General features: G+C 44.6%; 10 protein-coding genes and 1 pseudogene. 6 read left to right on the top strand and 5 right to left on the bottom strand.

Going from position 1 to position 16,345, the window contains the following annotated elements; all coding sequences use genetic code 11:
* Positions 1–99: 99 nt before the first annotated feature.
* The 3 genes from FTU44_RS12670 to FTU44_RS12660 form a co-directional block, all read right to left on the bottom strand.
* Positions 100–1,692: a peptide chain release factor 3 gene (locus FTU44_RS12670; protein WP_005095608.1), complete on the bottom strand. Its 1,593-nt coding sequence runs from the start codon at positions 1,690–1,692 to the stop codon at positions 100–102.
* Between the two features lie 299 nt (positions 1,693–1,991).
* Complete coding sequence (locus FTU44_RS12665; protein WP_180050965.1) at positions 1,992–3,842, bottom strand: bifunctional diguanylate cyclase/phosphodiesterase; 1,851 nt, start codon at positions 3,840–3,842, stop codon at positions 1,992–1,994.
* A 447-nt stretch (positions 3,843–4,289) separates the two neighbouring features.
* Positions 4,290–6,476, bottom strand: a complete 2,187-nt coding sequence (locus FTU44_RS12660) for a carboxy terminal-processing peptidase (RefSeq protein WP_180050962.1) — start codon at positions 6,474–6,476, stop codon at positions 4,290–4,292.
* A gap of 199 nt (positions 6,477–6,675) precedes the next feature.
* Between FTU44_RS12660 and nagZ the strand changes: the two genes are divergently transcribed.
* On the top strand, positions 6,676–7,698 hold the full coding sequence (gene nagZ / locus FTU44_RS12655) for a beta-N-acetylhexosaminidase (protein ID WP_180050959.1): 1,023 nt from the start codon (positions 6,676–6,678) through the stop codon (positions 7,696–7,698).
* Between the two features lie 121 nt (positions 7,699–7,819).
* Positions 7,820–8,686 carry a class I SAM-dependent methyltransferase gene (locus FTU44_RS12650; RefSeq protein WP_180050956.1) on the top strand — a complete coding sequence of 289 codons (867 nt, stop codon included), beginning with the start codon at positions 7,820–7,822 and terminating at the stop codon, positions 8,684–8,686.
* A gap of 24 nt (positions 8,687–8,710) precedes the next feature.
* Here the strand turns inward: FTU44_RS12650 and FTU44_RS12645 are convergent, their stop codons facing one another.
* Complete coding sequence (locus FTU44_RS12645) at positions 8,711–10,048, bottom strand: alpha/beta fold hydrolase (protein ID WP_180050953.1); 1,338 nt, start codon at positions 10,046–10,048, stop codon at positions 8,711–8,713.
* Between the two features lie 322 nt (positions 10,049–10,370).
* On the opposite strand from FTU44_RS12645, the gene FTU44_RS12640 reads away from it, so the two are divergent.
* From FTU44_RS12640 to FTU44_RS12625, 4 genes are all read left to right on the top strand, one after another.
* Positions 10,371–11,636: a glutamate-5-semialdehyde dehydrogenase gene (locus FTU44_RS12640; RefSeq protein ID WP_180050950.1), complete on the top strand. Its 1,266-nt coding sequence runs from the start codon at positions 10,371–10,373 to the stop codon at positions 11,634–11,636.
* 449 nt (positions 11,637–12,085) lie between these two features.
* Complete coding sequence (locus tag FTU44_RS12635; protein WP_005172750.1) at positions 12,086–13,306, top strand: acetate/propionate family kinase; 1,221 nt, start codon at positions 12,086–12,088, stop codon at positions 13,304–13,306.
* A 54-nt stretch (positions 13,307–13,360) separates the two neighbouring features.
* On the top strand, positions 13,361–15,499 hold the full coding sequence (gene pta / locus FTU44_RS12630; protein ID WP_100329250.1) for a phosphate acetyltransferase: 2,139 nt from the start codon (positions 13,361–13,363) through the stop codon (positions 15,497–15,499).
* A 227-nt stretch (positions 15,500–15,726) separates the two neighbouring features.
* Complete coding sequence (locus FTU44_RS12625) at positions 15,727–15,867, top strand: hypothetical protein (protein WP_159138498.1); 141 nt, start codon at positions 15,727–15,729, stop codon at positions 15,865–15,867.
* A 369-nt stretch (positions 15,868–16,236) separates the two neighbouring features.
* On the opposite strand, the pseudogene FTU44_RS12620 reads toward FTU44_RS12625, so the two are convergent.
* Positions 16,237–16,345: pseudogene (locus tag FTU44_RS12620) on the bottom strand (IS5/IS1182 family transposase); the annotation flags it as partial.

The raw sequence follows: 16,345 nt of genomic DNA, 5'->3' as shown, positions 1-16,345 counted from the left end.
AATCTATCAGGTTATGAATAGTTTAAATGTAACATAAAACAAAACAGCTTCCGGAGAAGCTGTTTGATATTTTTAGACGATATTTGAATACCTGAAAGTTTAGTGTTCGCGCGTATTATGGAACACGATGTCCGGATAACGTTCTTGCATGAGCTGTAAATTCACTCGGCTTGGCGCAAGATAAGTCAAGTGACCACCGCCATCGACTGACAACTGGTCGTGGGCTTTTTTCTTAAATTCGTTAAATTTTTTCTCGTCATCACAAGACACCCAACGAACAGTATTGATGTTCACGGGTTCGTAAACACAGTCAACTTTATATTCTTCTTTCAAACGATACGCCACCACTTCAAACTGAAGTACGCCCACTGCACCCACGATCAGGTCATTATTATGCTGTGGCATAAATACCTGTGTTGCACCTTCTTCAGACAACTCTTTCAGGCCCTTTTGCAACTGTTTCGATTTCAAAGGATCTTTTAAGCGTACACGGCGGAACATTTCCGGTGCAAAGTGCGGAATACCTGTGAACTGTAGCTTTTCACCTGAAGTAAAGGTATCACCAATCTGAATGGTGCCGTGGTTATGCAGTCCGATAATATCGCCCGGCCACGCTTCTTCCAGATGCTGGCGGTCACCGGCCAGGAAGGTTAAGGCATCACTAATCCGCACATCTTTATCCAGACGTACATGCTTCATTTTCAGGCCTTTTTCATATTTACCTGAACAAATTCGCATGAATGCAATACGGTCACGATGTTTCGGGTCCATATTGGCCTGAATTTTAAAGACAAAACCGCTAAAACCTTCTTCATCAGCTTCGACAACACGAGCCTGAGTAGGATGGGCCTTCGGCGGCGGTGCATATTGACTGAAGGCATCCAGCACATGGTCAACCCCAAAGTTACCCAAGGCTGTACCGAACAAGACCGGCGTTTGACGGCCTGCCAGAAATTCTTCACGATCCAATGGCTCATTGGCCATTTGCACCAGTTCAAGTGATTCTTCAAATGCAGCCCACGCCAGCTCACCAACTTTCTCACGAAGATCCGGATAGTCATAACCATCACGTATTTCGATTGTAGGAATGGTTGAACCAAAACCGGTTTTGTAAATGTAGAATTTTTCTTCGATTAAATTAAATACACCGGCAAAATCACGCCCCGTACCCAATGGCCAGGTGATCGGAACACATTTAATTTTCAGAACGTTTTCGATTTCATCCAGAAGCTCGAGTGGCTCACGGATTTCACGGTCCATTTTGTTAACAAAAGAAATAATCGGTGTATCGCGCATACGACACACGTCCATCAATTTAATGGTCCGGTCTTCCACCCCTTTTGCACCATCAATCACCATTAATGCCGAGTCGACGGCGGTTAAGGTACGATAGGTATCTTCCGAGAAATCTTCATGTCCCGGAGTATCCAGCAGGTTGATCATCTTGTCTTTGAACGGGAACTGCATCACCGAGGTCGTGATCGAGATGCCACGTTCTTTTTCCATTTCCATCCAGTCCGATGTAGCGGCCCGGTCAGATTTACGGCTTTTCACCATACCTGCAACCTGAATCGCCTGCCCCCATAACAGCAGCTTTTCTGTCATGGTGGTTTTACCGGCATCGGGGTGGGAAATAATGGCGAATGTACGTCGCTGAGCGACCTGCGCCGCTAACTCATCTTTAAAACTCATGGAAAATACCTACTGCAGAACCGCAGTGCTCAAGATCAAAAACGATCAATATGAAAATTGGCAATATTGTAGCAGATTTCTAAAGCCAATAAGTATGCCCACGGCTGAAGGAAATGACAGTATTTATAAGATCTATGCTTGTTGATTGCGGTATTTTTCAGCCCAGATTGAGTCGGAAACAATACGGTTATGAAGCTTAAATATGGGAGTTTGTGTCATTCAACTGGCCTGCTGAATAATGCTAAATATAGGTTCAATGTACTATTTAATACCGCATTAGTAGCGTATAAAAATTCAAATTAAGACAGAAAACCCTGTATTTCCAATGACTCGACTGGCATCGGCTTTGCCAGCAAATAACCTTGTAATTGCTGACAACCGAGGCGAGTCAAAATATCTGCTTGCAGCGTGGTTTCTACGCCTTCAGCCGTCACTTTTAAACCTAGTTTAATCGCCAGCCGAATAATGCTTTCCAGAATCATTTCTTCTTTAGAGCCGACGCTAAGATCCTGAATAAACTCTTTATCAATTTTCAGTTCATCCACGGGCAGATTTTTTAGATATAAGAAGCTGGAATGTCCGGTTCCAAAATCATCAATCGCCAGCTGGATGCCGATATTACGTAATTGTTCAAGGGTACGAATACTGGCATCGATATAATGCATGGCGGTCGATTCAGTAATCTCGATCATCAAGTGCTGCGGATTGATCTTATAGCGTTTAAACAGGTTTTGCAGATTAGCTAATAGATGCTTATGCTCAAACTGCACCGCAGACAAATTCACGGCAATCGGGAAAAAGTCGGTATTATTTTTTTCCCAGAGTTGGATCTGTTTGCAAGCCTGCTCCAGTGCCCAATAGCCCATCTGAATAATAAGCCCAGTTTTCTCAGCGCCATGAATAAACATATTGGGACCCAGCAACCCATGTAACGGATGCTGCCAGCGAATCAGGGCTTCTACCCCACAAATTTTTCGCTCACTGGTAAATTTGGGCTGATAAAACAGTACAAATTGCTGATCTTCAACTGCTTTATACAGATCATTAATCAGTTTGCTCTGGCTCTTGGATTCATGCTGATCAGAAGAAAAATTAAAGACTGAATAGGTATTGCGGCCCTGATATTTAGAACTGAGCATTGCTGCATCGGCATTCACCAGTAAATCTTGCAGATTCTTGCCATGCTCCGGATACATCGCGATTCCGATACTGCCCGAAATATTAATGGTTTTGCCATCAATCAGGAAGCTGTCCTGAATCAGATTTAGAATCTGCTCTGACATTTCTGAAGCTTTGCTGACGGACGTATTTTCCAGCACCATCAGGAACTCATCGCCGCCAATTCTGAGCAGCTTGGAACGGTCACCCCATAACTGATGAATACGCGCAGTCAGTTGAATCAGCAACTGGTCTCCGACCTGATGACCAAACACATCATTCACCGCCTTAAAACGATCCAGATCAATATATAAAAAGGCAATTTCCTGCTGATGTTGTTGCTTGGAAAACAAGATATCTGCGTATTCAGCCAGGTATAAACGGTTGGGTAATTTGGTGAGATTATCCTGGATATTTTGATTTTCGAGCTCTTTATTGGCCCATCGCAGTTGGCGATTCCGAGAGGCCAGGCGCAATTCTGAGAGAACCAGACGAATCATGGCAATCAGTAACAGAGCACTGATTAACACAACCGCGAACAACAGATCATAAGTCGCATGTGAAGATTCTGTGATTGGCGTAATCTCTGTTCTCTCAAAGTTGGCCCTAAGACTACTTGTATAGTGCATGGCTGAGACCCCGAGACTCATCACCACGATCGCGAGAGCCACTCGGGAAAATGACCAGATGCTTTGGATCATTAAGCAGAGAGTAAAAATAGAAGCCGTAAAGACACTCAAATAAGAGAGCAACATCCAGCTGAAATCAAAATGATAGACATGACTTAAATGAATTGCTGTCATCCCAATGAAATGGATCGACCAGATCAACAGCCCCAGTAATGCGGCCGTTGCAAATAGCATGAGTGTTGCAAATTTTCTTCGCGACTCACGCCACCATATTTTTTGAATCGGCATCAAAAAATAGCCAGCGACGAAAGCAAAGAGAGTTGATCCGATGACCAGACTGATATCATGCTGAATAGGGATCATATAAAATGTTCCGTATTGGTCATCATTGTTATTATTCCCCTCACGTGTATTTCTATTTCCACCTGGTCAAGTTTAAAGCCGTCAGAATCGTAAAGTTGACAAGCAATGCACATGTGTCGCTGTGCAAAGCCTCTGGTTTTAAATAAAATTAGAATTTATATTTTTTTAATTCAGGGTCGAGAACAGATTCTGAAATCATGATGAGCATCAGCATAAAATATGACTTCTATCTTATGAGTCTTGAAAATTTTAGCAAATGTTTAAATCTATTTTTCCAGTTTATTTATTCGACCACCGTCACAATTTTTTTCTTTTTATTTAGACAGCTAGCAATTCATGTGAAAAATTTATTCTGATTTTTAAATAGCCGGATATCATAAAAAAATAGCCTGTCGAAACAGGCTATTTTTTTAGATCCTTAGATACTTAAATGGACATGCTTAAAAGTTACTGTTTGGCCTGTAACTTGGCATAATCCAGCAACACATGTGCAGCTTCGATCACAAAGGCTTCTTCTTCAGGAAGCGCCGGACGCTCTTTGGCTTTCATTTTGGCACGGGTTTCAATCAGTGCATCCATTGAAGCCTGATAAGTTTCCCAGTTCGGATAAGGTTTAAGACCTGTAGCCATACGGCGGGTATTTTCTGCCTCCAGCGTTTTTTGCTCCATGGCAATCAACTCTGCTTTACGCTGTTGCAAGTCCAGTACCTGACGCTTTTCTTCCTCGGCTTTTTTCATCACCGCCTTACGCTGTTCCAGATACTTGAACTGAGAATCCAGTGTAACCCGTTGCTGAGAAAGTTTAGCCAATTCAGGGACATATTTCTGTACAGCCCCTTCACGTTTAAATGGCGCAGTTGGAATGGTATCCCACTGCAAGGCATTTTTGGCCTTACGCTCACCGAACTCTTCGTTATAAATATCAACCAGTTTAATGTCCGGAATAACCCCTTTATTTTGGGTACTGCCACCGGTCACACGGTAGAATTTACGCTGCGTCAATGTCGCCTGACCATGCGCCAGACTATCCAGTTGTACTTGTGCCGTACCTTTACCTGTGGTGGTACTGCCAATCACAATCCCACGCTCATAATCCTGAATCGCAGCAGAGTAAATTTCACTGGCTGAGGCAGACGCCAGATTGACCATCACTGCCAATGGACCCGCATACGTTTGTGCACCGCCATCATCATCTTCAAAGACGCTGACATTGCCATTACCATCACGGATCTGCACCACTGGACCAGACTTGATTACCTGCCCCAACATACGTGCCACTTCTTCCAGTGAACCGCCCGGATTATTCCGCAAATCGACAATAATTCCGGCAACATTCTTCGCCGCGAGTTCTTTCAAGGCTTTGTTGGTATCTTCAGACACCGAACGATAATCCGTACCGGCACGGCGTGCGCGATAGTTCAGGTAGAACGACGGAATTTCGATCACACCATATTGATATTTCTTGCCATCGCGCTGAATGTCGACGACACGCGTACGCACACCGGCATCTTCTTCCTGAATCACATCACGGGTAATGGTCACGTTACGTGCCTGCCCCATGGTCGCGCCTGCACCGAGTAAACGTAGAGTGACTTTAGTGCCACGCTTGCCGCGAATCAGACCGACAATTTCATTGCTTGGCCAGCCAATCACATCGACCATCTGTTCGCCATCCTGGGCTACACCAATGATACGATCACCCGATTTCACCTGACCGGATTTACTCGCAGGACCACCTTCGACAATGGTTTCAATCTTGGTGTAATCTTCATTGCCACGTTCAGGACGAATCGAGACCCCAACCCCTTCGAGCTGCAAAGTGGTCTGACGATTCAGCTCCATCGCATCTACAGGCGGGAAATAATTACTATGCGGATCATAGGTCAGCATCATCGCATTCAAGGTCTTGTCGAGCACATCATCACTCTTGATCCGGCTGACACGTTCCAGCTGACGGGTATAACGCTTGGTCAAGGTTTGTGCAGGCGTCAGATCTTCAGGACCGGTAAGGTCTTGTCCATTGGCCAGTTCTGGATTGGCCTTCAGTGCTTTCTGTTTGGCCTGTTCTTCTTCTTTACTGATGGTCAGATTGATCAGCTGGGACACCAGCATTTTTGACCAGTGCGCGCGCTGTTCAGCCTCAGTTTTAAAGAATGGTGCTTTTTCACGATCCGTTTCGATATAGACATTTGGCTGATTCAGGTTCTGTGGTTTTTTCAGCTCATCCAGCATATAAGTATAGAACTGAGTCAGGCGCTGACGATATTGCGCATGGATTTCATAAGAACCCGACAAATTGCCAGCTTTCAGGTGAGCACCGAAATTGGCCCCATAACGTTTCTTGTAATTTTCAACTTCTGGTGCCAGAAATAAGCTATGTTCCGGATCCAGACTATCGATATAGAAATCGAAAATACGCTGCGAAGTCTGGGCATCCAGACGCATATTCAAATAGTGCTGACGGTCCACCAGCGTCGCCAGTTGACGTGATACCAACGCCTGTTCTTGAGATGGCTGAATGGCTTTGCTGACCACTTCTGCACTATTGGCTGCAATCGCATCATTCACGACATGGGTAAAAAAGAAGCCACCTGTCGCAATCGCAACGGCGCAAGCTATCGTTTGAAATTTCATAAATAATTCGTACTTCCTTGGCCTAGAGACCAATGTGACCGTGTTGCTTTTCGACCAGAATTTAAAGTATTCAGCATCTTAAACAACTTAATATGTTTATGTCGTGTAGTTTTATCATATTCTGTGCTAACAAAGTGTAGCAAATCATTGCAGAAATCAGGTATTGTTTCCCGGAAAAATTCTAAAACGGATTCCGCATATGATTGGCGCATTGATGCTCGACATCGCAGGCACAACCCTGACTCAAGAAGATATTGAACTATTCGGTGCGCCGCAAGTCGGTGGAGTCATTTTATTTGGACGTAACATCGAATCTGCGGCTCAAGTCCGTGCCTTAACCGATCACATGCGCCAGATTCGTCCTGATATTTTGATTGCAGTCGATCAGGAAGGTGGACGTGTGCAGCGCTTAAGACAGGGCTTTACCCTGCTCCCTGCGATGGGGAAATTTGGCGAACTGTATGCTCATGATTCGCAGCGTGCTTTAGATTTGGCCGAAAAATGCGGCTGGCTGATGGCGATTGAAGTACTGGCTGTCGGGATTGATTTCAGTTTTGCGCCGGTGCTGGATTTAAACGACATCAGTGATGTGATTGGTGACCGAAGCTTTGCCAGAAATATTCCGGATATTATTCCACTGGCCAGCGCATTTTTAAAAGGGATGAAACGTGCAGGAATGGCGTCAACCGGGAAACATTTCCCAGGTCATGGTTCAGTCAAAGCGGATTCACATGTTGCGGCAGCCATTGATATGCGCAGCTATGAAGACATTCAGCAAAAAGACATGCAGACCTTTATCCAGTTACAGCCGCAACTCGATGCTTTAATGCCGGCTCATGTCATCTATAGTCAGGTCGATCCAAACCCGGCCGGATTCTCGGAATTCTGGATTCAGAAAGTCTTGCGTCAGCAACTCGGTTTTGACGGCGTTCTGTTCTCGGATGATTTAAGCATGCAGGCCGCCTGTGTGGTAGGCGGTGCCGATGCCCGAATTCAGGCAGCCCTTAAAGCAGGTTGTGATATGGGTCTGGTCTGTAATGACCGTACAGCACAATGTATTGCACTGGAAGGGATTGTTGATCTGCCGTTGCCAAATCAGGAACGTTTAGAACGTATGCGCGGTCAAATTCCAGCGATTCAAATTGGCACTGAACTGGATCTGGGTGATGAATGGCGCAAGATTCGTGATGAAATACTGGTATTCAAGCAGCAGACTAGCTGAAACTTTTTAAATCCAATCAATATGATAAAGGAACACGACAAAGTGTTCCTTTTTTATTATGATGTTAAAAAGGCGCTACTTCTGTAGCACCCAACTAAAATAACAATAAGGTCAGAACCCTATGCCAAAATCACTTTCGCAGCATCGCCATATTTCTTTTACAGCACATTATACCGGCTATATCTGGTATCAAATGGGGATCTCACATCCGGTTTTTGCCACGACTAAAGGCAAGTTTCTGGCCACACTGCTACATCCACTCGAAGTATGGGCAGAACGCTCTGTGGGTGGCAGTATGCGTACCACACTCAAGCAGCGTCATCAGATGATTGATGAACATCTGTGTCAGTTGATCGAGCAACATCCACAACTTCAGATTCTTGAAATTGCCTGCGGTTTGTCTCCACGTAGCTGGAATTTCAGGCAAAAATTTCCCGAGATTGATTATCGCGAACTGGATCTTCCCGACATGGCCAGAATCAAGACCCAAGCCTTGCAGCAGATTGATCAGCAGGCTCCCGAAGTGCTCACTGCAGATATTTTTAGTGAAGAGTTGGACTGTATCTTTCAGATGTTTGATCCCGACCAACCTTTGGTGGTAATTAATGAGGGGCTGATTAATTACTTTGATCAACGCATGTTGCGTATTCTGTTGCAAGGTATTGCAGAGAATGCACGACATTTTCCAGCCTTGCATTACCTTAGCGACATTTACCCGGAACCCGTCAAAAATAAATTGGCGAATTTTATTTGGAGCTGTAGCCGTCTGCTTAAATTCATGTCACGCAGTGCATTTACCTTTCATTTTAAAATCCCCCAAGAATTACAGCACTTTTTTCAAGATGCCGGTTTCAATCAGGTTGAGGTACAACAACCGCAACGTTATTTTGCCGAGCCTCGTCAGCAAAATCTGACACCGGAGCAGGATGAACATCTCGGTGATCTGGTCTGGATGATTCATGCAGTGAAAAAAAACAGCGTTAAATGACGCTGTTTTTTTATTAAGCCCCGATTAAATCACTGCATCGAAAGCGTCTTCTTGCTGAAGGATTTTCTGTTGTTGCACAAAAGCCAATAAACGTTCTGCCACTTCAAAACTGCCATGTTTAAACAGGGCCCGCACTTGAGTCTCATCCTGTTCAAAGATCAGACATTCGATCTTGAACTCGCCGTTTTCATCTTCCAGATGCAAGGCCAGATCACGCGGATAAGCTGCGGCACACTCTGTCTGTCCTGCGTCTAACTCCAGCAATACTCCAAAGAAATTCATGTCGATAATTTCTACATTCAACAGCAGATCCGAATGACGATGACTCAAATAACGTTGTGGCTGTTGCACACAAATCCGTTCTTCACCGCGCCGTTCAATCTGCTGCATCTGTTCACGGCTAAACGGAATAATTCCCGGCAACTGCTCGACTGCTTCATCACGCAAGAAGGTGGCAAACAGATGCATAGTTTCTTTCCTGCGCTGCAACTGAGGCACATGGTCAGCACCGGCAATTTGTACATACTGCATATTTGGACATTGCAGGGCAAAATTGGCATTCTCATGTGGCAAGGTAAAACTGTCATATTGACCACAGGCCACCAGAACCTTGCACTGTGGAATCGGCACGTGGGTCAGACGCAATAGACGGTTGCAGTTAATATCATAACGCTCTTGTTCGGTCACCGTGAATTCTGACATCTGCTTGAAGAATAAGCGCTTTGCTGTTGGTGACATGCGGGTTTCTTTGAGACGGGCATGATTGACCAGATATAAAATGACCGCCTGACCAAATTCATCCATGCGCTGTTCTTTCATCAGATGCAAGGATTCTTCCAATAGCATGCGCCAGCTTTTGCGGGTTTTCTGCATTACGCCCATCAGGATCATCCGATCCACCAGTTCAGGGCGCTGGTCTGCCAGACAGGAGGCGACTACTGAGCCTAAGGACATGCCTAAAATTGAAACTTGAGGAAGTTGCATCTGCTCCAGCCATTGCCCCAGCATGGCAGCAAGGTCTTCAAGCTCCAGAGTTCCAGCCGACAGACCAGTATCCACATTGCTGATCTGCTGGTTGGCTCCCATCGAAGGCAAGTCAATCAGAATGATCGGGCCGGCAGCGAAGAGCTGTTCGACACAATATTTATAGGAATTAAAATTCTGGAAGGCGCCCCCAATGATCACCATCGGCCTGAGATGCAAGGTATCCGAACGGGCAATCGCCATATATTCGATTTTCCAGCCATCCATCCAGGTGCTTCGTGCTGGCTGCTTAAAACTGTGCTTATCATAAAGATCAAAAAAACCATAATGGCTTTGCGAATCCAATACATGGGCATCCATGTGGATAATGGAATTCATTTTCCTTTTCCTCCGTCCTTGCCTTATTTTTATTGTGCAAGTCATGATTAACAGATCTTATGCTTCAGACACATTCCGATGAGCCTGAACACGCATCCTGCTCTTTAATAATTATATATGACTTCAATGTCGCTTATTTCATTCTATACAGAGCGGCTTTTCACAAGCAACCGCTTCAGCGACCACTTATCTGCTTTTAAACAGAAAACAATTTCAAAATGTTTAGAAGTCCGCGAAAACGGATGATTTTTAACAGATGGGCTTCATTGTCCGGCAGCAGACTGTTAATATCGAAGTGAAATTTCTAAGTGATCAAAGCGCTATGCAAGAGTCTATTGAACAATATATGCAAACGGTAGGACAGCAGGCACGCCAGGCTTCTCGCATTTTGGCTCGTGCGTCCACCCAAACCAAAAACAACGCACTATCGGCTATTTATACGGCTTTGGAAAATAGCCAGCCAGCTATTTTGGCTGCCAACCAGAAAGATATGACCAAAGCGCATAATAACAATCTGGACAGTGCCCTGCTTGATCGCTTAGAACTCAACCCCGCACGCTTTAAAGGTATGTTAGAAGGTCTGAAAGATGTGATTGGCCTGAAAGATCCGATTGGTGAAATTAGCGATATGGCTTATCGCCCATCTGGCATTCAACTGGGCAAGATGCGTGTACCTTTGGGTGTGGTTGGCATGATTTATGAATCACGTCCCAACGTAACCCTGGAAGCGGCTTCACTGGCACTGAAATCAGGCAATGCGATTATTTTACGTGGCGGTTCAGAAGCTCTGGAATCCAATCAGGCGATTGCCGTAGCAATTCAACATGCGCTGAAAATTTCCGGCCTACCAGAATCAGCAGTACAAGTGATCAATACCGTTGATCGTGCTGCAGTCGGCCAGCTCATTACCATGACCGAATATGTCGATGTGATTGTGCCCCGTGGCGGCAAGAGCCTGATCGAGCGCATTACTGAAGAAGCTCGTGTCCCGGTGATCAAACATTTGGATGGTAATTGCCATATCTATGTGGAAGCACAGGCGGATCTGTTAAAAGCCTTACCCATTGCTTTAAATGCTAAAACCCATCGTTATGGCGTGTGTAATGCCATGGAAACTTTGCTAGTCGATGAAAAAGTTGCTGAAGAGTTCTTGCCCCGCATCGCAGAACTTTATCAGGAGAAAAAAGTAGAGCTCCGTGGTTGCAAAGAAACCCAGCGTATTCTTGCTGATGCAGTGATTGCGGCCACTGAAGAAGACTGGTATACCGAATATCTGGGCCCAATTCTGGCCATCAAAGTGGTTTCTGGCATAGAAGAAGCGATTGAACATATTAATCAGTATGGCTCACATCATACCGATTCGATCATTACTGAAAATTACAGTCTGGCACGCGAGTTTTTGGCCGGTGTCGATTCGAGTTCGGTGATGATCAATGCCTCGACCCGCTTTGCTGATGGTTTTGAATATGGCTTAGGCGCGGAAATCGGAATTTCAACCGATAAAATTCATGCCCGTGGTCCGGTTGGTCTTGAAGGCCTAACCTCACAAAAATGGATCGTATTTGGTGATGGTCAGATTCGCCAATAACTATTTCAGATGATCACGTTAAAAATCAGCTTTGTTCGCAAGGCTGATTTTTTATGGATATAAAAATTAAAACCAAAATGGATCAGAACCTTTGGGTCATTTTATTGATGAATCTCTGTATAGAATTGTATGTATAAGTCATATTTGCTGTTTTAGGCACTAAACTGAAAGCAATCTGTTCCAGTACGACATTGAAAATAGAATTTGGCAGCTTTATTGATTATATTTTCAACATCATTTTATTTATAAATGAAAACTATGAACTGATAAATTTTAGTTATTATTGTCAGCCTGGTCGATAATGCTTAAGTCTAATCTGCTAAAGTCTATCTAGGACAGAAAAAAAACAAATGTTAAAACATCAATATTGATTCAGCTTAGTGCCTTTTTGCTGATCACTGGATCAAGTCAATGGACGAGAATTTTAATTAAAAATCGGGTAATCAATCGTGTCTAAATCAGTATTAGTTATTAATTGTGGCTCTTCTTCAATCAAGTTTGCATTACTTCTTGAGGAACAGAACTTCCGTATTCATGGTTTAGCTGAGAACTTAGGCACAGAGAATGCTCGTATCAAAGGCGTGACTGTCGGTAACGAACCAGTCGATATCCATATTCCATTTGCAGATCATAAAAAAGCCCTTGAAGTTGGTTTGGAGCGTCTGGCTAACTATCGCCCAGATGCGATTGGTCACCGTGTGGTACATGGTGGCAGCCTGACCAAAGCAGAATTGATCAATGATGAAATTATTGAAAAGATTCGTGAAGCAACGCCGCTTGCGCCCTTACACAATCCGGCACATCTGATTGGCATTGAAGCCACCAAACGCTTGTTCCCAGACTTACCGCAAATAGCAGTATTTGATACCGCATTCCATCAAAGCATGCCAGCACATGCATATCGCTATGCCCTGCCAAAATTCTTATATACAGCCCATGGTGTGCGTCGTTATGGTTTCCACGGCACCAGCCATGCTTATGTTTCAGACCGTGGTTCTGAACTGGCAGGTAGCCTGAAACAAGGCGGCTGGTTAACAGCACATCTCGGTAATGGCAGCTCGACCTGTGCCGTGTGGAATGGGAAAAGTGTAGATACGTCAATGGGTCTGACCCCGCTTGAAGGTATTGTCATGGGCACCCGCAGTGGCGATGTCGACCCAAGCCTGCACAGCTTCCTGGCAAAGAACCTGGGTTGGGATATCTATAAAATTGACAAGATGCTGAATAGCCAGAGCGGTCTGTTGGGTCTGTCTGATTTGTCGAATGACATGCGTACCCTGATTGAAGCATCGGAACAAGGTAATGAAGATGCTGCATTAGCGATTGAAGTATTCTGCTACCGTCTAGCCAAATCTCTGGCAGCACTGAGCTGTGGTCTGCCACGTATTGATGGCTTGTTCTTCACTGGCGGTATTGGCGAAAATTCTGCCTATATCCGTGAAAAAACCATGACTTATCTGCCCCACTTCGGCTTCAACCTGGATAAAAGTGCCAATAATGACCTGAAACGTGGCACTGAAGGCCGTATCGATTCAGGTACAGGTCCACAAATCTGGGTAGTGCCAACAGACGAAGAAGGTCGTATCGCTCAAGAAGTACATAGCGTTGTAGAACTTGAAGTGGAGCAAAAAAACGCAAAAAAGTCTGAAGCTGAGGTAGCGCTTGCATAAGCAAGCAGGGCCACTTTTTAACTGATTTTTATTATTGTGTGACTGACGTAACTTATGAAAACGATTCTATTGGTTCCCACTGGGGAAGGCGTAGGCTTAACTTCTGCATGTTTAGGCCTGATTTATGCACTGGAATGCCAAGGGGTTAAAGCTGGCTTTCTCAAACCTTTTGCTCAGGAATTGAATGAAGTCGAAGACCGTACTACGGCTTTGTATCGTCATATTTCTCAAAGTGAAACTGTTGAACCAATCCGTTATAGCAAAGTCTTGCAGCAGATTAATCTGGGTGAACAGGATGAACTGCTGGAAGAAGCGGTACGTCTGCATCGTCAAATTGCCAGACAACATGACCTGATTATTGTCGAAGGTCTATTGCCAAATGCTCAGGACAGTTTTGCCGATGATCTGAATGCCTCGCTGGCGCAGGCTTTGGATGCCAAAGTGATTGTGGTCAGCAATGCCAATATCCAGCAGCCAGGTCAGACTGCCGATAAAGTTGAAAACCAGATTCGCAACTTTGGTGGCGCCAGTTCAACCCGCCTGTCTGGCATCCTGTTGATGCGAACCAAAGGTCTGCCTGAAGAATCTGCACAGATTCCTGTAACGCTTGATCCGGATTTACGTCTTGCAGAAGAAACCACACAATTTATTCGTGCCATCCAGCAAACCCATCCACATATTGGTTCAGAAAAGTTACCTGTAATTGGACTGGTGCCTTTCAGTAAAACTTTAAGTGTGCCGCGTATATCTGATCTGGCGGCACATATTCAGGCCTACTGGATTAATGAAGGCGAAGCGAAACAGCGCCGTGTCCAGCACAGCAGCCTGATTTCGGCCAATATTGAACATGAATTGCATAAATTTGTAGCGGGTGAATTGATCATCAGTGCATCTGACCGGATTGATGTGTTATTGGCCAGCAGTCTGGCCAGCAGCAATGGTATTCCTTTGGCTGGCTTGGTGCTAACTGAACATCATCAACCAAATGATCACGTACTGGAATTTTGCCAGACCGCCATCAAACAAGGTTTACCAATTTTACATACACCGCTTAGTACCTTTGAAACCGCACAAAAACTGGTAAATCTCAGCAATGAAATTCCAGTAGATGATACGGAACGTGCAGATCAGGTCACGCGCTTTGTTTCGAGTCACATCAATCCGGAATGGCTCGGTCAGATGTTGAATGGTTCTTATAAGCCACGTCTCTCGCCTTCAGCCTTCCGGCATGAACTGGTACAAAAATCGATTGCGGCCAAAAAACGTATTGTATTACCTGAAGGTGATGAACCACGTACGATACAAGCTGCAGCAATCTGTCAGTCGCGTGGCATTGCACAATGTATTTTATTGGCCAATCCCGAATCTGTTTTAGAAGTGGCAAAAGCTCGTGGTATCGAATTGCCTGAAGATCTGGAAATTCTGGATCCGGATCTGATTCGTGATAACTATATCGACAAGATGGTCGAGCTACGTAAAGGCAAACTCAACGAACTGCAAGCGCGTGAACAGCTGCAAGACACTGTGGTGCTCGGCACCATGATGCTGGCGCTGGATCAGGTTGATGGTCTGGTCTCTGGCGCGGTACATACCACGGCCAATACCGTACGTCCTGCCTTTCAGCTGATCAAGACTGCACCGGATTATTCATTGGTTTCTTCTGTGTTCTTTATGCTGCTGCCAGATGAAGTCTATGTTTATGGCGACTGTGCGATTAATCCTGATCCAGATGCAGAGCAGCTGGCCGAGATTGCGATTCAATCAGCAGATTCTGCCAAAGCCTTTGGCATTGACCCGCGGATTGCCATGATTTCTTACTCTACCGGAACTTCAGGTATGGGTGCCGATGTCGAGAAAGTGGCTGAAGCAACACGAATTGCCAAAGAACGTCGTCCTGACCTGCTAATTGATGGGCCATTACAATATGATGCTGCCTCGGTTGAAAGTGTTGGCCGTCAAAAAGCACCAGATTCACAAGTGGCCGGACGTGCCAATGTCTTTATTTTCCCGGATTTAAATACGGGTAATACGACTTATAAAGCTGTGCAACGTGCTGCCAATGTAGTCAGTGTCGGGCCAATGTTGCAAGGTTTGAACAAACCGGTGAACGACCTGTCTCGTGGTGCTTTGGTCGATGATATTGTATTTACCATCGCCTTAACCGCGATTCAGGCAGAACAGCAGGCTCAATAAATTTAATAGCTCCGCACTCACCACCCTCTCGCAAGATGGGGTGGTTTTTTTAATCATTTTTGTTCTAAAGTCGGACATTCTATAATCTGTCGATTACTTTTCTAAAAATAAAAAATGCTCTCAAAGAGCATCACATCAACACTGATCTTAAATGGAACCGCATCTACTTACACTTACTGAAAGTTGAAAATCTACTCACATTTTTAGCGCTCACGCAAATCGATGAAATGCGTTATATGACCGGCTTGAAATGGCATTTTACACTTGAAGATATGCAGGCACATAGTCAGCGCTGTTTGGCTGATCCAACCCGTTATGACTTTGCGATTTGTTTAAACCATCATGATGAAATGATCGGTAAACTTTGAATTCTAGAAATCAATCTTGTGCTCAACATGCTGAATTTTGTATTGCAATCTCAACAATCACTTGGACAGCTCAAGGCTGTGGCAGTGAAGCGCTCAAGTTGGTCAAAGAGTTTTTCTTTAAGCCATTACAACTCAAAAGTCTTTGGACATAATTGAGGTGGAAGTCGTGCCTAGGAAAAATGTGGTTTTCAAACGCTAAAAATCATACAAAATGGTTTTGAATATGAAGGGAAATTTTCAGATAAAATCATCATACAGGCTCAAAATCCATTTCTGGCAGAATGCAAAACCAAATAAAAAAGAATCAACTACGCATAATAAATGCCAGTCTTTCGAACTGGCATTTTCAACGATTACTAGGGTGTGTCCTCATTTGGCTTTGCACCAAATAAATATACAGGCTATACGAATCATAGATTTATAATTGCGTGCCAGTTTATCAAATCGAGTTGCAATAGCACGGAAATGTTTTAATCTC

This window comes from Acinetobacter sp. YH12105, from assembly GCF_013419095.1.
GTDB classification, from domain to species: Bacteria; Pseudomonadota; Gammaproteobacteria; order Pseudomonadales; family Moraxellaceae; genus Acinetobacter; species Acinetobacter pseudolwoffii.
This window is presented reverse-complemented; position numbering and strand designations above follow the sequence as displayed.